Here is a 17,449-nt window from a genome sequence, read left to right on the forward strand (position 1 = left end):
ACCTCTCTCCCGGGACTGTGTAAAATAGGTCGCAACTAATCCAGGCATTATACAGGGAGGAGACAATGATCTCGCGTGCACTCACCGCGGCCGGCCTGGCCGTCACCCTGCTGTCCGGCTGCGCGGTCAATCCCGTCACCGGCAAACAGGAACTATCACTGATTTCCCAGGGGCAGGAAGTGGCCCTGGGGGAGAAGCAGTACCCCATCACCCAGCAGCAACAGGGCGGTGAATATGTGGTCGACAAGTCCCTGCAGGACTATGTCAGCCGGGTGGGCCAGAAGCTGGCGCGGGTTTCCGACCAGCCGCAGCTGCCCTACGAATTCGTGGTGCTGAACAACGGTACCCCCAATGCCTGGGCGCTGCCCGGCGGCAAGATCGCGGTCAATCGCGGGCTGCTGACACTGCTGGAGGACGAGGCGGAGCTGGCGGCGGTACTCGGCCATGAGATCGTCCACGCCGCGGCGCGCCATTCAGCCGCTGCCATGTCCCAGCAGCAGGTCCTCGGCGCGGGCCTGGCGGTACTGGGCGCCGCCACCCAGAGCACCGGTTACGGCGACCTGGTCTCGCTCGGTGGCCAGCTGGGCGGCTCCGCCTATATTGCCCGCCACGGCCGTGGCGACGAACTGGAGGCGGACAAGTACGGCATGCGGTATATGGCCGCCGCCGGCTACAACCCCCAGGGCGCAGTGGAACTGCAGCGCAAGTTTGTGAAATTGTCCGAGGGCAGCCAGTCCGGTGGCCTGGCAGCCCTGTTTGCCAGCCACCCACCGTCCCAGGCGCGGGTGGATGCCAATATCGCGCACGCCAAGAAGCTGTCCAGCGATGGCGCCACCAACCGCGCCGCCTACCAGCAGGCCATTGCCCAGCTGAAGCGCGACGCGGATGCCTACGCGACCTATGACAAGGCCCTGGCCGCAGTGAAGGAGAAGCAGTATGACCGGGCCCTCAACCTGACCCGCCAGGCCCAGCGCCAGCAGCCGCGCGAGGCCGCCTTCTTCCAGCTCGAGGGCGACCTGCTGGCGCAGAAGGAACAGTACCAGGCCGCCCACGGGGCCTATGACAAGGCGGTGCAGAAAAACCCGGGGCTCTTCTCCCACTGGCTCAAGCGTGGCCTGATGAGCGCGCAGCTGAACAACTACACCGATGCCGAGCGCGACCTGACCCGCTCCATGCGCTACCTGGAAACGCCCCATGCACATTATTTCCTGGGCCAGGTGTACGAAAAGCAGGGCAATGTACAGACCGCCTACGGCCACTACCAGACGGCAGCCAAGGCCGGTGGCGAGATAGGCACCAAGGCGCAGGCGCGGATGCAGGCGTTGGGGAATAAAGGCTGAATAGCCCCTACCGGCAGAAGCACAAAGGCCGCTTACAGCGGCCTTTTTTATTCCTGGTGCAGCAGCGGGTCGCTGCCACAACCAGCCCCCGAACTTGACGGGTCACCGGCCCTTCGGGGTTACCACCCATTCGGGCTCTTCAAATTCGCCGATGGGCGTGATTTCAACATATGGCGCGGCGCTGCGGATAATTGCATCGATCTCCGGGCTGTGGTTTCTCTCCATGGCGTCTCGCTGTTCCTTGCTGTCCCAGCTGGCAATGGCAATCAGCCGGGTCGGGTCGCCGATCTTGCGATGCAGTTCGGTGCCGCGGGCACCGGGGGCCTGCTGGATCAGCTCCGAGGCGCGCACCCAGGCATCGGCATATTCCTCGGCCGTGTGGCCCTCCCGGATTTTCACTTCGAATAAGTACTTCATCGGTTAGTCTCCGCACTAAATCCACTGGTTTCGCCAAGGTTAGCTGTTTAACCGGCGGGCATAAAAAAAGGCCGCGGGAAGCGGCCTTTTCTATGGCTGGTCTGCCGGGCAACCTGGATAGTGATGCTGCCCGCAGGGCCGGCTTACACCTTCTTCAGGTTATCCTCGTGGCCGTGGCGGATATCCGCGCCCTCCACCAGGTAAACCACCTGCTCGCAGATATTCTTGGCGTGGTCACCGATGCGTTCCAGTGAACGCAGGCTCCAGAGTACATTCATTACCCGGGAGATACTGCGCGGGTCTTCCATCATGAAAGTGATCATCTCGCGCAGGGCGGTGCGGTAATCCATGTCCACCTGCTCGTCTTCCGCCAGGGTGTCCAGTGCCGCTTTTACATCGAAACGGGTGAAGGCATCCAGGGAGTCGTTGAGCATCTTGCGCACCGCGTTGGCGATATGGCGAATCTCGGTATAACCGCGGGGGGCTGTGCCTTCCTCGGTAAGGGCGATGGCCATCTTGGCAATCTTGGCCGCCTCGTCGCCGACCCGCTCCAGGTCGCGGGCAATACGGATCACCGACATCACCATGCGCAGGTCCGATGCAGCCGGCTGGCGCTTGGCAATAATCAGGGTCGCGTGTTCGTCGAGATCCATCTCCCGCCGGTCGATTTCCTTTTCCACCCGCAGGACTTTCTCGGCCAGTTCGCTGTCGGCGTTGGCCAGGGACTCCACCGCTTCAGCCACCTGGCGGGTGACCATGCCACCCATTTCCAGCATCTCGCTCTTGAGGCTTTCCAGGTCTTCGTTGAATTGACGGGAGATATGTTGGTCGAAATGCATTTCCATAGTTTTGTCGCTTCTTTACAGCGCCATTGTAGACCAGCTTCTTAACCGAAGCGGCCGGTGATGTAGGCTTCAGTCAGTTCGTGCTGCGGATTGGTGAACACCGTCTCGGTATCGTTGACTTCCACCAGGTGACCCAGGTGGAAGTAAGCGGTGCGCTGGCTTACCCGCGCCGCCTGCTGCATGGAGTGGGTGACGATGGCGATGGTGTAGTTCTCGCGCAGCTCGTCGATCAGCTCCTCGATCCGGGCGGTGGCGATCGGGTCCAGGGCGGAGCAGGGCTCGTCCATCAGGATCACTTCCGGGCTCACGGCAATGGCGCGGGCGATACACAGGCGCTGCTGCTGGCCGCCGGACAGGCCGGTACCGGGCTTGTCCAGGCGGTCTTTCACCTCGTTCCACAGGCCGGCGCGACGCAGGCTGTTCTCGACAATCTCGTCCAGCTCGGCGCGACGGCTGGCAATGCCGTGGATCTTGGGACCGTAGGCCACATTCTCGTAAATGGTCTTGGGAAAGGGATTCGGCTTCTGGAACACCATGCCCACCCGCGCGCGCAGGGGCACCACATCCACCTTGGGGCCGTAGATCGGCTCGCCATCCAGGGTCAGGTCGCCATCGACCCGGCAGCCCTCGATGGTGTCGTTCATGCGGTTGATGCAGCGCAGGAAGGTGGACTTACCGCAACCGGACGGACCGATCATGGCCACCACCTCGTTGCGGCCGATATCCAGGCTGACATCGTGGATGGCCTGGGTTTCGCCGTAGAAGACATTGACGTTGCGCATGCTCAGCTTGGCATCGTCACACAACGGCTGGCCGACGGTCTCGCTTACCTTGGTATTGGTGTCCACAGTGTCCTGTTCCAGTTGTCCGGTTGCTGCCGGCGCAGCATTGCCGGCATCGAGGGTCATGGTATTCATGCAATCAGTCCCAGTTTATCAGCCGCTACCAGCGGCGCTCGAGTTTCTTGCGCAGCCAGACGGCACTGGCGTTCATCACGATCAGGAAGCTCAGCAGAACCATGATCGCAGCGGAGGTTTTCTCCACGAAGGCGCGCTCGGGGCTGTCCGCCCACAGGAAAATCTGTACCGGCAGCACAGTGGCCGGGTCGGTGACACCACCGGGTACGTCGACGATAAAAGCCACCATACCGATCATCAGCAGCGGCGCCGTCTCACCCAGTGCCTGCGCCATGCCGATAATGGCGCCGGTGAGCATGCCGGGCATGGCCAGTGGCAGCACATGGTGCAATACCACCTGCATCCGGGAAGCGCCCATGCCCATTGCCGCCTCGCGGATCGACGGCGGTACCGCCTTGAGTGCCGCACGACTGGAAATAATGATGGTGGGCAGGGTCATCAGGGTCAGTACCAGGCCGCCCACCAGTGGCGCCGAACGCGGCAGCTCGAAGAAATTGATAAAGATCGCCAGGCCCAGCAGGCCGAACACGATGGACGGTACCGCCGCGAGGTTGTTGATATTCACCTCGATCAGGTCGGTCCAGCGATTCTTGGGCGCGAATTCCTCCAGGTAGATGGCCGCTGCCACACCGATGGGGAATGACAGCGCCAGGGTCACCATCAGGGTAAGCAGTGAGCCCACCAGCGCCGCGCGGATACCGGCCTGTTCCGGCTCGCGTGAATCGCCGTTGGTGAAGAAGGTGGTGTTGAAACGCTTCTTCAGCTCGCCACTGTCCGCCAGCTGCGCCACCCACGCGGCCATCTGGTCGGAGGTGCGGCCACGGAAACCCTCGGCCGAGTCGTCGAGGCTCTTGTAATAGGTGTCCACATCGTCGTCGGCGGCAAACCAGACCTTCTCGGTCTTCCCCAGCAGTTCCGGGTTGGCCTGCAGGCGGTTTCGCAGGGTAAAGGGCGCACCGGTGGAGACCAGCGTGTAGAGCTGGCGCTTCTCGCCGCGGCTGCTGACATCCGGGAAACGCGCGCGCAGTGCCTCGCGCACCACACCGGTGAAGTTGGCCCAGGTGAGGCTCTCGTCATCGACCGTGTCGATGCCCAGCACCGCGGGGTCGTAGGTCACTTCCAGCTGCACCGCGGTCTGTACAAAGGCGCCGCTGCCCTTGCTGATGATATCGGTGAACAGCACCAGCACCGCCAGTATACCGAAGGCAATACTGGCAATACCGAGGCCACGAAACAGCTTTTCCTTGCGGTGGCGGCCGGCGAGGCTCTGCTCGATACGCTCGCGCACCTGGTCTTGGGTTAAATCAGTCATACTGTTCCCGGTATTTTTTCACGACGTGCAGGGCGATAAAGTTCAGCACCAGCGTGGACAAAAACAGCATCAGGCCCAGTGCAAACGCGGCCAGGGTCTTGGGGCTGTCAAATTCCTGGTCGCCCACCAGCAGGGTGACGATCTGCACCGTCACAGTGGTAACCGACTCCAGCGGGTTGGCGGTGAGGTTGGCGGCCAGGCCGGCGGCCATCACCACGATCATGGTCTCGCCAATGGCGCGCGAGACTGCCAGCAGCACACCACCGACGATGCCCGGCAACGCCGCCGGGATCACCACCTTGCGCACGGTCTCCGAGTGGGTGGAACCCAGCCCCAGGGCACCGTCGCGCAGGGACTGGGGCACTGCGTTGATCACGTCGTCGGACAGCGACGACACAAACGGGATAATCATCACCCCCATTACCAGTCCCGCCGCCAGCGCACTCTCGCTGGACGCCTCGAGGCCAATGGAGGTGGCCATCTCGCGCACGAACGGCGCCACGGTCAGCGCTGCGAAAAAGCCATAAACCACGGTGGGCACGCCGGCGAGGATCTCCAGTACCGGCTTGGCCAGGGAACGCACGCGCTTGCTGGCGTACTCAGCCAGGTAGATGGCGGACATCAGGCCCACCGGGACCGCAACGAACATGGCGATGGCGGAGACCATCAGGGTGCCGGTAAACAGCGGCACCGCACCGAAGGCACCACTGGAGCCCACCTGGTCGGCGCGCAGGGCCATCTGCGGGCTCCAGTGCAGGCCAAACAGGAACTCGGTCACCGGCACCGACTGGAAGAAGCGCAGGGACTCGAACAGCACCGACAGCAGGATGCCGACGGTGGTCAGGATCGCGGCGCTGGCACAGGTCACCAGCACCCCACGCAGGACTTTTTCCACCTTTTCCCGCGCGCGCAGTTCCGGCGAGAACCGCAGCAGGGTGAACGCACCCAGCCCCGCCGACAGGATCAGCACGATCACCGTCTGCAGTACCGCCGCGGTTCCCTGCAGGCCCTGCAGCCGCTCCGCCGCAGCCTTGACCTGGGCGCTGGGCTCACCGAACAGGTTGCCCGCCGCCACATTCTGGATCTGCGCGTACAGCAGGTCGCGGCCGGCGATGGTATCCGGCTTGTCCTCGATGGTACCCATCACCAGCGAGCGGATGATCGGGTCGTCAAAGGCCAGCCACGCCCCCAGCAGCAACAGCGCCGGCAGGCCGCACCAGAGCGCGGTGTGGGTACCGTAATAGCTGGGCAGGGCTGCCAGGTTGCGCATGCCACCGCGACTGCGGGCCGCCGCCAGGGCGCGGCTGAAGCCGGTGCCGTAGGCCACCAGCACCAGCAGCAACAGCAGGGCGAATAAAGTTGGTGTCTGCATCGAATTTCCGTGCGTTCAGGTATTTGCGCCGGGCATTATCCGGACTTTTTACTGTGAATTCATTGCCCAGCAGGGCCTTTCCAATACGAGAAAGGCCAAGCCCTTGCGGGCTTGGCCGGTAAATCCGTTTACCTGCTTCTCTGATTGAGAAGTTATCCTGTTATCAAACTGTTATTGCTTCTTCGCCAGGTTGGTCAGGGCATTCAGCTTGCGTACGTTCTGGGCCACCTGCTGGCGCTTGGCCATCGGCAGCGGGATCATGCCCTTGTCGGCCAGGTAGCCGTCCTCGCCCCAGGCGCGCTCGCTGGTGAACTCGGCCAGGAACTGCTTCATGCCCGGGATCACATTGGCGTGCGCCTTCTTCACGTAAATGAACAGCGGGCGGGATACCGGATAGCTCTGCTCGGCGATACTGTCAAACGTGGGCTTTTCACCCTCGATGATGGAACCGTGCACCTTATCGGCGTTCTGGTCCAGGAAGCTGAAGCCGAAGATACCAAGGGCGTCCGGGTTGGCCACCAGCTTGTTGACGATCAGGTTGTCGTTCTCGCCGGCCTCGATATAGGCACCGTCTTCACGGATGTTATGGCAGATTGCCTTGTAGGCATTCTTGTCCTCTTTTTTCTTGGCGGCAATCCAGTCGAACTTCTTGCAGCCGCCCTCCATCGCCAGCTCGGCGAAGGCGTCGCGGGTACCGGAAGTGGGGGGCGGTCCCAGCACCTCGATATCGGTATCGGGCAGCGCCGGGTTCACTTCTTTCCAGGTCTTGTAGGGGTTGGCGACCAGGGTCTCGGAACCGTCCGGGTTGGGGACTTCCTTGGCCAGGGCCAGGAAGATGTCCTTGCGTGACAGCTCGAACTGCTCGGCACCCTTGGCGTTGGCCAGGACGATGCCGTCGTAGCCCACCTGCACTTCCACCACGTCCACGCCGTTGCTGTTACACATCTCCAGCTCGGACTGCTTGATACGGCGCGAGGCGCCGGTGATGTCGGCAGTGCCCTCACCCACGCCCTGGCAGAACAGCTTCATGCCGCCGCCGGTACCGGTGGATTCAACCACCGGGGTCTTGAACTGGGTCGCGCGGCTGAAACGCTCGGCCACAGTGGTGGTAAACGGGTATACGGTTGAGGAACCGACGATGCTGATATGATCGCGGGCCGCCAGGGCCGCCTGGGAAGCTGCAATCGTCAGGACCGCCAGTGAGGAGGCCACGATCTTGCTGACAGGGCGCTTGTTCATGTTTAACTCCGGTGTGTTCTGAATTTGTTTCACGCGGCGATGCTAGGTAGAACGGGTGACGATTCTATGAACGGAATGTGACAAACAGGTTACATGCCGCCATATTTGCCCAATCCGCCACCCGCGCGCACCACCAGTACCTGCCCGGAGCCGGCGTGGCGCGACCTCTGGCGTGAAACTGGCGCCGGGGTTACTCTCTGCAACAGAACAATAAGATGAAGAGAGAGGCTTCCCCATGTCCCCCTTATTGGGTTGCGCACGCGGACTCGACCGGCTGGCCACAGCAACCGGCCGCCTGCTGGGCTGGTTTACCCTGGCAATGGTGCTGCTGCAGAGTGCCGTGGTGATACTGCGCTACGGTTTCAATGGCGGCTCGCTGGCGCTGCAGGACACCGTTGTCTACCTGCACGGTGCGGTATTCATGCTGGGCCTGGCCTATGCGCTGCAGACCGATTCCCACGTGCGGGTCGACGTCTTCTACCGCCGCATGGGCCCGCGGGGGAAAGCCTGGGTCAATGCGGTGGGTACCCTGGTGTTCCTGCTGCCCCTGTGCGCGTTCATCCTCGCTGGCAGCTGGCATTTCGTCACCAGCAGCTGGGCGGTACGCGAGGCCGGCGCCAGCGCCGACAGCCTGGGCGGTATCTTCCTGCTCAAGAGCCTGGTCCCGCTGGCCGCCTTCACCCTGGCACTGCAGGGCGTGGCGCAGCTGGCCCGTGCCCTGGCAACCCTGGTCCAGGTGGAGTCCGCGCCCCCAAAGCCGCAAGCGGTCAGCAAGTCCTCACCCCGCGTGGCTGAGGAGATGAGCGCATGATGGAACTGGTTCCCCTGTTGATGTTCCTCGCGGTCTGCGCCGCGCTGATGTTCGGCTACCCGGTGGCTTTCACCCTGGGCGGCACCGCGCTGCTGGCAGCGGGGCTGGGTATCGTTGCCGGCGCCTTCGACCCGGAGCTGCTACGCGCTTTCCCCGACCGCCTGTTTGGCATCATGCAGAATGGCACCCTGATGGCGGTGCCGCTGTTCGTATTGATGGGCGTGATGCTGGAGCGGGCACGGATTGCCGAGGAACTGCTGGTCAACCTGGCCCGGGTCTTCTCCCGCGTGCCGGCGGGCATGGCGGTATCCGTGGTAGTGGTAGGCGCGCTGCTGGCCGCCAGCACCGGCATCGTGGGCGCCACGGTTGTGACCATGGGCCTGATGTCCCTGCCCACCATGCTGAAGCGCGGCTATTCCCCCCGCCTGGCCACCGGCACCATCTGCGCAACCGGCACCCTGGGACAGATCATCCCGCCCTCGATTGCCCTGGTGCTGCTGGGGGATACCCTCTCCAACGCCTACCAGCAGGCACAGCTGTCGGCGGGCATCTTCAATCCCAAGCCGGTGAGCGTGGGTGACCTGTTCGTGGGCGCCATTGTGCCGGGCCTGCTGTTGGTGGGCGCTTACATCGTCTACCTGCTTTTTGTGGCGCGGCGGGAGCCGGACGTCGCGGCTGGCGACAGCCGCGAAGAGCGGGTGGAGCCGGTGGAAATCCTGAAGAGCCTGCTGCCACCCATCGCGCTGATGGTGCTGGTGCTGGGTTCCATTATCAGCGGCGCCGCCACCCCCACCGAGGCAGCGGCCGTGGGTGCACTGGGGGCGGGCCTGCTGGCCTTCGGCCGCGGCGCGCTCAACTGGGATCGTGCAGGGGAAGTGGGCCGCAGCACGCTGCAGGTGACGGCCATGGTGTTTGCGATCCTGATCGGCGCGTCGCTGTTCTCGCTGGTATTCCGCGGCTACGACGGCGAGGAGCTGGTAACCGGCTTCTTCAACAGCCTGCCGGGCGGGGTGGTGGGGGCCACCCTGCTGGTAATGGTGGTGATCTTCCTGCTGGGCTTTATCCTCGACTTTATCGAGATCACCTTCGTGGTGGTGCCGATTGTGGGGCCGGTTCTGCTGGCCATGGGCGTGGACCCGGTGTGGCTGGGCATCATGATTGCCATCAACCTGCAGACCTCCTTCCTCACCCCACCATTCGGCTTTGCGCTCTTCTACCTGCGCGGGGTCGCACCGGAGGCAGTGGCAACCGGGGCCATCTATCGCGGGGTGATGCCGTTTATCGCCATCCAGCTGCTGGTGCTGTGCCTGCTGGCCCTGTGGCCGTCACTGGCCACCTGGCTGCCGACCCAGCTCAGCAACTAGCCGGGGCTGCGGGGCGGCGAACAACAGTCAGTCCCGCAAGCGACGCCCCTTCCACAGGCGAAAAATCGCCGGGATCACCAGCAGCGTCAGCAGCATGGCGCTGACCATACCACCCACCATCGGCGCCGCGATTCGCTGCATCACTTCCGACCCCACGCCGCTGCCAACCATCACCGGGACCAGGCCGATAAATACCGTCGCAGTGGTCATCAGCACCGGCCGCATACGCTGGCCAGCCCCCTCGCGGATCGCCTGCTCCAGGTCGGCGCGGCGCAATGCGGTACCATCGACCGTGCGTGCCTCGCGCACCCGCTGCCAGGCCTGGTTGAGGTACACCAGCATGATCACGCCGATCTCCACGGCGACGCCAGCGAGGGCGATAAAGCCCACGCCCACCGCCACCGACAGGTTGTAGCCCAGCCAGTAGAGCAGCCACAGGCCGCCGATCAGGGCCAGCGGCAGGCTGCCCATGATCACCAGCACCTCGCCCACATGGCGGAAGCTCAGGTACAGCAGCAGCACGATGATCCCCAGGGTCAGCGGCAGCAACACCGCCAGCCGCTCCCGCGCCCGCTCCATATACTCGTACTGGCCGGACCAGATCAGCGAATAACCCGGCGGCAGCTCCAGCTGCTCCGCTACCGTCTGCTGCGCCCGGTCGACCCAGGAGCCCAGGTCCACGTCGGTGATGTCCACGTAGATCCAGCCGTTGGGTCGCGCATTTTCGGTCTTGATCATCGGAGGGCCGTCGCGTACCTCGATGCGCGCCACATCCCCCAGGGCCAGGTGGCTGCCGTTGGGTGCCACCAGCGGCAGCTGGCGCATTTCCTCCGGGGAATCGCGCCACGCCTGTGGATAACGGAGGTTCACCGGGTAGCGCTCCAGGCCCTCTACGGTCTCACTGACATTGCGGCCGCCGATGGCGGTGTCCACCACTGACTGGACGTCGGCAATATTCAACCCGTAGCGGGCCGCGGCCCGGCGATCGATATCCACATCGATATAGCGGCCTCCGGCCACCCGTTCGGCATAAACCGACGCCGTACCAGGCAGGCCGCCGAGGATCTTCTCCAGCCGAGTGCCGATGCGCTCGATCTCGCCCAGGTCTGGCCCGGCCACCTTGATCCCCACCGGGGTCTTGATGCCGGTAGCGAGCATGTCGATACGGGTCTTGATCGGCATCACCCAGGCATTGGTGACCCCGGGCAGCTGCACGGCGGCGTCGAGCTCCGCGCGGATCTTGTCCGGTGTCATCCCCGGGCGCCACTGGTCCCGTGGCTTGAAGCGGATGATGGTCTCGATCATGGTCAGCGGCGCCGGGTCGGTGGCGGTATCCGCGCGGCCGATCTTGCCCCACACCTGCGCCACTTCCGGTACCGACTTGATCAGCTTGTCGGTCTGCTGCAGCAGTTCGCGCGCCTTGCCGATGGAAATGCCCGGGTAGGTGCTGGGCATATACATCAGGTCGCCCTCATCCAGCGGTGGCATAAACTCACTGCCGGTGCGCGACAGTGGGTACAGGGCACTGGCAAGCAACAGCAACGCCACTGCCAGCACAGTACGCGGATACCGGATCGCCAGCGCCAGTGCCGGCCGGTAGGCGGCCGCCAGCCCCCGGTTGATGGGGTTGTCCTGCTCTGGCCGGATGCGGCCGCGGACAAAATAGCCCATCAGCACCGGTACCAGGGTAATGGCGAGTCCGGCAGCCACCGCCATGGCGTAGGTCTTGGTGTAGGCCAGCGGCGCGAACAACCGGCCCTCCTGGCCCTCCAGGGCAAACACCGGCAGGAAGCTCAGGGTGATGATCAGCAGGCTGAAGAACAGCGGCGGCCCCACCTCACTGGCCGACTCGGCCACGACCTGCCAGCGCTTGCGCTCAGACCAGTGCTCGCGTTCTGCGAGAGGTGTGCGCTCCAGGTGCTTGTGCAGGTTCTCGATCATCACAATGGCGCCGTCCACCATGGCGCCGATGGCGATGGCGATACCCCCCAGGCTCATGATGTTGGCGTTGATGCCCTGCAGGTGCATCACCACGAACGCACCCAGGATGCCCAGGGGCAGGCTGATGGCAATCACCAGCGACGAGCGCAGGTGGAACAGGAACAGGGCGCATACCAGTGCCACCACGATAAATTCCTGCACCAGCTTGTGGGCCAGGTTGTCCACCGCATCGTCGATCAGCTTGCTGCGATCGTAGGTGGGCACGATTTCCACGCCCTCCGGCAGGCCCTGCTGCAACTCGTCCAGGCGGGTGGTAACCCGCTCGATCACGGCGCGGGCATTGTCGCCGAAGCGCATCACCACCACACCGCCGACCACTTCGCCCTCACCATCGAGCTCGGAAATGCCGCGGCGCATCTGCGGCCCGGTGCGGATTTCGGCCACATCGCCGAGCAGCAGCGGCGTGCCGCTGTCATCCACTTTCAGGGGAATCTGGCGCAGGTCGTCGACGCCCTCGATATAGCCGCTGGCCCGCACCATGTATTCGGCCTCGGCCATCTCCACCACCGAGGCGCCGGTCTCGCGGTTGCCGCGCTCGATGGCGCTGCGCACCTGTGCCAGGGTCAGGTCATAGGCACGCAGGCGCAGGGGGTCCACCACCACCTGGTATTGCCGCACCATACCCCCGACGGTGGCCACCTCTGACACCCCGGCAATGGTCTGCAGCTCGTACTTCAGGAACCAGTCCTGCAGCGAGCGCAGCTGTGCCAGGTCGTGATTGCCACTGCGATCCACCAGCGCGTAACTGAAGATCCAGCCCACGCCGGTCGCATCCGGGCCCAACTCCGGCTGGGCCCCGGCGGGCAGCCGCGGCGCCACCTGGCTCAGGTACTCCAACACCCGCGAGCGGGCCCAGTAGAGGTCGACGTCGTCCTCGAACAGGACGTACACGTAGGAATCGCCGAAAAACGAGTAACCGCGCACGGTGACCGCACCGGGCACCGACAGCATCGCCGTGGTGAGCGGGTAGGTGACCTGGTCTTCCACTACCTGCGGGGCCTGCCCGGGGAAGGACGTCTTGACGATCACCTGCACGTCGGAAAGGTCGGGCAGCGCGTCCACCGGGGTGTTGCGCATGCTGTAGAGCCCGCCCAGGCACAGCGCCGCGGCGGCCAGCAATACGGCGACCCGATTGTGCAGGGACCAGTGGATAATCCGTGCGATCATTTCGGCTCGCCCCCGTGATCGTCGTGATCCATCTCACCGTGATCCATGTCTCCATGGTCCATTTCCCCGTGCTCCATCTGGCCGTGGTCCACGCCCGCCGGTTGCCGCACCGCCAGCACCTCGTACTTGCCGTCGGCGCGCTCGCGGATCTGCACCTCGATACGCTCGTCGCTCTCCATCGCCCGGCGCAGGTCGTCGCCCGCCTCCTCGGCCACGTAGAAACCCATCACCATTGCCGGCCAGTCCCAGGCCGGCACCGGCTCGTGGTCCAGCCGCGCATAGTGGTTGTCATCGGGCATGCTCAGGACCCGGGCACCGACCCAGGGCCGGTCCGAGGTATCCATGCGACCCAGGTCGGCGCTGACGCTGGATTCAGAGTCGATCAGGAACTGGGCCGAGGTAACGACCCGGTCTCCCGCCTGCAGTCCCTCGAGTATCTGCACCCGGTCGCCGAACTCGTGGCCGGAACGGACCCGCACCGAGCGGAAGCGGCCGTCGCCTTCCGCCAGCACCACCCGCTCCATGCGACCGGTGCGGATCAATGCCTCGCGGGGAATAGTGAGGGCAGTGGCGGTGCGGCCGTCCAGTTCCAGGCGTACAAACATTCCCGGCCTCAGGGTCTGGTCCGGGTTTTTCACCTGCACCCGGAGCGTCAGGGTGCGCATGGGCTCGTCCACCTGCGGCAGTATCTTGCTGACCTGGCCCAGCCAGATGCGCCCCGGGGCAAAGTCCCCGCGCACGGTGACCTTGTCCCCGCGTTCGACGGCGTAGCCCTGGCGCGGGAAGACCTCGCCCTCGACCCAGACCGTATCCAGCGGACCGACACTCACCAGTGCCTTCTCCGGCGTGATATACATGCCGCTGCGCACGCCCAGTGTCTCCACATAACCACTGGCATCGGCATAGAGCGTGACCTTCTCGCTGGCGCGGCGGTCGCGTTCGACCCGTTGCACTTCCCGTGCGGGGATACCCAGGCTGTGCATCCGCTCGCGGGCCGCCTCGATCAGCGCCCGGTTGCCACTGCCCAGGGCGGCGAGGAACTCCCGCTGGACCTTGACCAGTTCCGGCGAATAGATCTCCACCAGCGGCTGGCCCTTTTCCACCCGGTCGCCCTCGGCCGTCACCCAGCTCTTCTGCACCCAGCCACTCAGCCGCGTGTGCTGGTGGCGGATGCGGTCCTGGTCCAGCCGCACGATCCCCACGGTGCGAAGGGGCGCGGATACCGGCCCGCGCTCGACAGTGGCGGTGCGCACACCCAGGTTGTTTTCCACGGCGGGGGAGATGGTTACGGTCCCCGGCGCATCACCGGGTTCCTCGCCCTCGTAGACCGGGATCAGGTCCATCCCCATGGGGGACTTGCCGGGTCCGTCGCGGCGGTAGTTGGGGTCCATGGGTGCGACCCAGTAGAGGATCTTGCGCTCACCGCTGGCCCCGTCATCCATACCGCTCCCATCGCCGTTGCCACTGAGCCACCAGCCCAGCATTACGCCGACGATTGCTGCGGTAGCGACCAATATCGATGCTTTTATCGGTGCTTTCTGCATTATTCAGTTTCCCATCGGGCCCACCACCGGGGTGGGCGTCATCTGCTGCCTGTATCCGCGGTGTTGCACACCGCTCACTTGCTGTCCCGTGCCGGCGTCTCCACGCCGGGCGCCGCCGCGCGGTAGTAGCGAACGCGTGCCAGGGCGCGGTAATAGTCGTAATCCAGTTGCACGGCGTCGATCTGCGCCTCGATGGCCTCCACCCGGGCATCGATCACCGCATCCAGGTCTGCGGTGTTGCTGGCGTAGCCACTCAGCAGCGCCCCGGCGGTATCTTCCGCGGTAGGCAGCAGTTCGGTGTGGTAGAGGTGGCGCCGCGCCGCGAGGCTGTCGGCGGTGGCGGCGGCGCCATTGAGGCCGCTGTGCAGGGTTTGCAGGATGTCCTGGCGCTGCAGGATACCGGCGCTCTCCCGGGCGCGGGCGGCAGCCAGGCGCCGGTCCTGCCGCTTGCCGGTAAACAGCGGCAGGTCGAAGGACACCATCGCGCTGGCGAAGTCGGCACCGTCGCTGGTGGGCGTGGGTTCACGCTGGCCGTAGCTCAGTTCGAACTGCCACTGCGGCTTGTAGGCCTCGAGGGCGATATCCACATTGCGGCCCTCGGCCTCCACGCGGGCCGCGGCCGCCGCCAGGGCCGGGTGCCCGGCAACGGTTTCCGGCGCCACCGGCACCGGCCGGGACGCCAGCCAGGCACTGGTCTCCGCCCAGCCGGGCAGGCTGGTATCGATCGGTTCCCAGGCCGCAGTGCCTATCCACTGGCTGAGCTGGCCGCGACTGCGGTTGGCCTCGCCCTCCAGCGCCTGGATGCGGTCATCGAGACGCGCCAGGGCCAGCTGGGATTGCAGCAGCTGCTGGGACTGGGCCTCGCCGGTGGCCACCCGGGCACGGTCGTACTCCACCAGTTGCACCAGCCAGTGGCGGTTTTCCCGCATCAGTTCCAGGGACTCCAGTTGCGCGGACAGCCGCAGGAAAGCCTCGCTGACCTGCAGCGCCAGGCGCAGCTCCCGGTCGGCGGCATCGGCGTAGCCGGCCTGTGCCTGCAGCGACCCCCTCTCACCCGTGAGGCGGGCGCTGTCGCCGCGCGGCAGCTTCTGGCTCACGCCCACGAGTTTCTGCGTCATGGGCTGCTCGTCGAATGCGAAGCTGTCGGTGGGCAGGTTCACCGCGCCGAGCTTGATCATCGGATCAGCCCACTGGCTGTCGGCTACCGCATCCTGCTGTACCGCATCGGCCCGCTGGCGCACTGCGGCGACCTGTGGATCCAGCTCCTGGGCAAGCTGCAGGGCGCGCTGGTAATCGACCGCTGCCGGCGCCGGCACAGATGCCAGGGCAAACGCCAGCGCAAGCAGGCCGCACATCCGGCGGGCCCGTATTGGGGAAAACATGTGTCAATCCTGTCTGGTTGATGGCTCGCTGGTGCCGGGGCACCGGTTAACGGGTCATCAGCCGGCGATGGGGGGCCGGAACAGGCTTGCAGAGGGCGTCAGCGGGCGGTCCACACATTCGGTGCGGGCCGGCGGACGGTCGGGGGAGAAGTCCAGGGGATGGTCCGAGGACACGAGTGCCAGCGGCGCGGCGCAGGCACCGGCCTCGCAGCTCAGCTGGCATTGCCAGGCATCGGCGGCGGCTTCGGAGGCATCGTCTTCACAACAGGGCATATCGTGGTGCATATCCATCGCCATGTCGGCCCCACCGGCGGGGTTGCCCATACCGTGCATCTCGCCACAGTCATGCCCCCCCGCGACGGCGAGGCTCTGGGCGCTGAACAACAGCAGCAGGAAAATCACGGCTAGACGATGCATGGGAACGGATTCTAGGTGCCCGCGGGGCGCCGGGCAAGCAGCGGCCACTGCGGCCACCGGTCAGGCAGGGCCGGCGAGGCGGGTTTTCCCGCCAGCGCGACTGGCTAAAATCTATGCACTGTGTGCTATAATGCGCCGCCGCGCCCATGCGCGGGGCCCAATAAATCTAACAATTCGCGAGTACCCGATGTCCGCACTTGATGAAGAGCCGCAACCCACCGGCACCCTGACCCTGCAGACCCTGGCCATGCCGCGGGACACCAACCCGCAGGGAGACGTTTTTGCCGGCTGGCTGATGTCACAGATGGACCTGGCCGGTGCCATCCTCGCCCAGAGTATCGCCCGCGGCCGCGTGACCACGGTGGCTACCGGCAATATGGTGTTCCTGCGCCCGGTGCCTGTCGGCTCCACCGTCAGCTGTTACGCCGAACCACTGGAAGTGGGTCGCTCCTCTATCCGCTGCATGGTGGAAGTCTGGCTGACGCGGGTGGATTCCGGGGAACAAGTGAAAGTCACCGAGGGCGAGTTCGTGTTCGTGGCGATCGATGACCGCGGTAATACCCGTCCGCTGCCCCTCTGACCTGTTTCCGGCGCGACCGCCGTCAGTGGCGGCCCTCCGCTTCGGGCAGCACGACTCCCAGCCGGCCCAGTTCCCTGGCCAGCCGCGGGTCGCCGCTGCGCCGCCAGCGCTGATATAGCTCAAGCACATCGTGGGCGTCGTAGGGATGCTCCTTGGCGCATGCCCGCGCCACCAGTTCCAGCAAGCGGCCGAACATAGCGGCGAGTTCAGAGAACACGTGCCGGTTGTCGCGCGCATTGTCTGCCAGGTAGTCGTAAGCGCCACCGCCCATGCCGATGAAGTAGTCCTGCCGGATGCCGCGCCGGGCGTAGTTATCCGGGAAGAGCCCGCCGAGGAACAGCGCCAGGTCCCCCAACTGTCGCAGTATCTGGCAGCGCTCCCAGTCACTCGCCGCCTCGTGGGCGTCCTTGTAGAGAAGTGCCAGCGGGCGGATGCCCAGCTCCCCCCGGTCGTAGGTGAACAGCTCATCGCTGTCACCGAAACGGGCTAGCATGCTGCCCATATACCAGAGTGTGTCCTCCTGGGGCAGGGGCTCCAGTTCGCGGCCGCACTCTTCCAACCGGTTGCGGAAATAGTCCGCCAGCGTTCTCTCAAAGTCGGGCTGGTTCCGCAGCGACATGGTCCCACCTCCCGTGAATCCTATTGCCCTACTGAAAACTATAAGCCAGATTTCTGCGCTTTCAATTGTTAAAAACCGTTTTTATATAATAAAAAATTATACAAAATCCGCCGCGCGTCCCT

Annotated in this window: 15 protein-coding genes; 4 read left to right on the forward strand and 11 right to left on the reverse strand. The window is 64.8% G+C overall.

What is annotated here, in order from left to right:
* Positions 1 to 65 precede the first annotated feature (65 nt).
* Positions 66 to 1,340 carry a M48 family metalloprotease gene (locus LVD10_RS05255; RefSeq protein WP_237062214.1) on the forward strand — a complete coding sequence of 425 codons (1,275 nt, stop codon included), beginning with the start codon at positions 66 to 68 and terminating at the stop codon, positions 1,338 to 1,340.
* A 102-nt stretch (positions 1,341 to 1,442) separates the two neighbouring features.
* Here LVD10_RS05255 and LVD10_RS05260 read toward each other — a convergent pair whose 3' ends face one another.
* From LVD10_RS05260 to LVD10_RS05285, 6 genes are all read right to left on the reverse strand, one after another.
* Positions 1,443 to 1,757, reverse strand: coding sequence for an antibiotic biosynthesis monooxygenase family protein (locus LVD10_RS05260; RefSeq protein WP_237062216.1), 315 nt, complete (start codon positions 1,755 to 1,757; stop codon positions 1,443 to 1,445).
* 143 nt (positions 1,758 to 1,900) lie between these two features.
* A complete protein-coding gene (gene phoU / locus LVD10_RS05265; protein WP_232940256.1) occupies positions 1,901 to 2,602 on the reverse strand; it encodes a phosphate signaling complex protein PhoU in 702 nt (233 codons plus the stop codon).
* Between the two features lie 41 nt (positions 2,603 to 2,643).
* Positions 2,644 to 3,384, reverse strand: a complete 741-nt coding sequence (pstB, locus tag LVD10_RS05270; protein WP_255701180.1) for a phosphate ABC transporter ATP-binding protein PstB — start codon at positions 3,382 to 3,384, stop codon at positions 2,644 to 2,646.
* A 160-nt stretch (positions 3,385 to 3,544) separates the two neighbouring features.
* A complete protein-coding gene (pstA, locus tag LVD10_RS05275) occupies positions 3,545 to 4,831 on the reverse strand; it encodes a phosphate ABC transporter permease PstA (RefSeq protein ID WP_232940258.1) in 1,287 nt (428 codons plus the stop codon).
* Complete coding sequence (gene pstC, locus LVD10_RS05280) at positions 4,824 to 6,203, reverse strand: phosphate ABC transporter permease subunit PstC (RefSeq protein WP_237062218.1); 1,380 nt, start codon at positions 6,201 to 6,203, stop codon at positions 4,824 to 4,826. Before pstC ends, pstA begins: the two co-directional genes overlap by 8 nt.
* Positions 6,204 to 6,374: 171 nt before the next feature.
* Positions 6,375 to 7,442 (reverse strand): PstS family phosphate ABC transporter substrate-binding protein, encoded by a 1,068-nt coding sequence (locus tag LVD10_RS05285; RefSeq protein WP_232940260.1) that lies wholly within the window; start codon positions 7,440 to 7,442, stop codon positions 6,375 to 6,377.
* Between the two features lie 235 nt (positions 7,443 to 7,677).
* On the opposite strand from LVD10_RS05285, the gene LVD10_RS05290 reads away from it, so the two are divergent.
* Positions 7,678 to 8,253: a TRAP transporter small permease subunit gene (locus tag LVD10_RS05290; protein WP_237062220.1), complete on the forward strand. Its 576-nt coding sequence runs from the start codon at positions 7,678 to 7,680 to the stop codon at positions 8,251 to 8,253.
* Positions 8,250 to 9,617, forward strand: coding sequence for a TRAP transporter large permease (locus tag LVD10_RS05295; protein WP_237062222.1), 1,368 nt, complete (start codon positions 8,250 to 8,252; stop codon positions 9,615 to 9,617). The genes LVD10_RS05290 and LVD10_RS05295 overlap by 4 nt, the downstream gene beginning before the upstream one ends.
* Before the next feature lie 27 nt (positions 9,618 to 9,644).
* On the opposite strand, the gene LVD10_RS05300 is transcribed toward LVD10_RS05295, so the two are convergent.
* The 4 genes from LVD10_RS05300 to LVD10_RS05315 form a co-directional block, all read right to left on the reverse strand.
* Positions 9,645 to 12,785: an efflux RND transporter permease subunit gene (locus tag LVD10_RS05300; protein WP_232940265.1), complete on the reverse strand. Its 3,141-nt coding sequence runs from the start codon at positions 12,783 to 12,785 to the stop codon at positions 9,645 to 9,647.
* Positions 12,782 to 14,329 carry an efflux RND transporter periplasmic adaptor subunit gene (locus LVD10_RS05305; RefSeq protein WP_232940267.1) on the reverse strand — a complete coding sequence of 516 codons (1,548 nt, stop codon included), beginning with the start codon at positions 14,327 to 14,329 and terminating at the stop codon, positions 12,782 to 12,784. Before LVD10_RS05305 ends, LVD10_RS05300 begins: the two co-directional genes overlap by 4 nt.
* A gap of 74 nt (positions 14,330 to 14,403) precedes the next feature.
* Entirely contained in the window at positions 14,404 to 15,711 is a 1,308-nt protein-coding gene (locus LVD10_RS05310) for a TolC family protein (RefSeq protein ID WP_237062224.1), read from the reverse strand.
* 57 nt (positions 15,712 to 15,768) lie between these two features.
* A complete protein-coding gene (locus tag LVD10_RS05315) occupies positions 15,769 to 16,128 on the reverse strand; it encodes a hypothetical protein (RefSeq protein ID WP_232940270.1) in 360 nt (119 codons plus the stop codon).
* Between the two features lie 187 nt (positions 16,129 to 16,315).
* Here LVD10_RS05315 and LVD10_RS05320 point away from each other — a divergent pair, with 187 nt between their 5' ends.
* The gene (locus tag LVD10_RS05320; protein WP_091513887.1) at positions 16,316 to 16,708 is read left to right on the forward strand and encodes an acyl-CoA thioesterase; all 393 of its coding nucleotides are present in this window, start codon (positions 16,316 to 16,318) and stop codon (positions 16,706 to 16,708) included.
* A gap of 22 nt (positions 16,709 to 16,730) precedes the next feature.
* Here LVD10_RS05320 and LVD10_RS05325 read toward each other — a convergent pair whose 3' ends face one another.
* Positions 16,731 to 17,327, reverse strand: a complete 597-nt coding sequence (locus LVD10_RS05325) for a hypothetical protein (RefSeq protein WP_232940271.1) — start codon at positions 17,325 to 17,327, stop codon at positions 16,731 to 16,733.
* Between the last annotated feature and the right edge of the window lie 122 nt (positions 17,328 to 17,449).

The organism is Microbulbifer zhoushanensis, from assembly GCF_021729055.1.
GTDB lineage: Bacteria > Pseudomonadota > Gammaproteobacteria > Pseudomonadales > Cellvibrionaceae > Microbulbifer > Microbulbifer zhoushanensis.

Bases quoted from the DNA above. Each gene is read 5' to 3' on its own strand.
- LVD10_RS05255 (WP_237062214.1), top strand. From the start codon at position 66: ATGATCTCGCGTGCACTCACCGCGGCCGGCCTGGCCGTCACCCTGCTG.
- LVD10_RS05260 (WP_237062216.1), bottom strand. From the start codon at position 1,757: ATGAAGTACTTATTCGAAGTGAAAATCCGGGAGGGCCACACGGCCGAG.
- phoU (WP_232940256.1), bottom strand. From the start codon at position 2,602: ATGGAAATGCATTTCGACCAACATATCTCCCGTCAATTCAACGAAGAC.
- pstB (WP_255701180.1), bottom strand. From the start codon at position 3,384: ATGCGCAACGTCAATGTCTTCTACGGCGAAACCCAGGCCATCCACGAT.
- pstA (WP_232940258.1), bottom strand. From the start codon at position 4,831: ATGACTGATTTAACCCAAGACCAGGTGCGCGAGCGTATCGAGCAGAGC.
- pstC (WP_237062218.1), bottom strand. From the start codon at position 6,203: ATGCAGACACCAACTTTATTCGCCCTGCTGTTGCTGCTGGTGCTGGTG.
- LVD10_RS05285 (WP_232940260.1), bottom strand. From the start codon at position 7,442: ATGAACAAGCGCCCTGTCAGCAAGATCGTGGCCTCCTCACTGGCGGTC.
- LVD10_RS05290 (WP_237062220.1), top strand. From the start codon at position 7,678: ATGTCCCCCTTATTGGGTTGCGCACGCGGACTCGACCGGCTGGCCACA.
- LVD10_RS05295 (WP_237062222.1), top strand. From the start codon at position 8,250: ATGATGGAACTGGTTCCCCTGTTGATGTTCCTCGCGGTCTGCGCCGCG.
- LVD10_RS05300 (WP_232940265.1), bottom strand. From the start codon at position 12,785: ATGATCGCACGGATTATCCACTGGTCCCTGCACAATCGGGTCGCCGTA.
- LVD10_RS05305 (WP_232940267.1), bottom strand. From the start codon at position 14,329: ATGCAGAAAGCACCGATAAAAGCATCGATATTGGTCGCTACCGCAGCA.
- LVD10_RS05310 (WP_237062224.1), bottom strand. From the start codon at position 15,711: ATGTTTTCCCCAATACGGGCCCGCCGGATGTGCGGCCTGCTTGCGCTG.
- LVD10_RS05315 (WP_232940270.1), bottom strand. From the start codon at position 16,128: ATGCATCGTCTAGCCGTGATTTTCCTGCTGCTGTTGTTCAGCGCCCAG.
- LVD10_RS05320 (WP_091513887.1), top strand. From the start codon at position 16,316: ATGTCCGCACTTGATGAAGAGCCGCAACCCACCGGCACCCTGACCCTG.
- LVD10_RS05325 (WP_232940271.1), bottom strand. From the start codon at position 17,327: ATGTCGCTGCGGAACCAGCCCGACTTTGAGAGAACGCTGGCGGACTAT.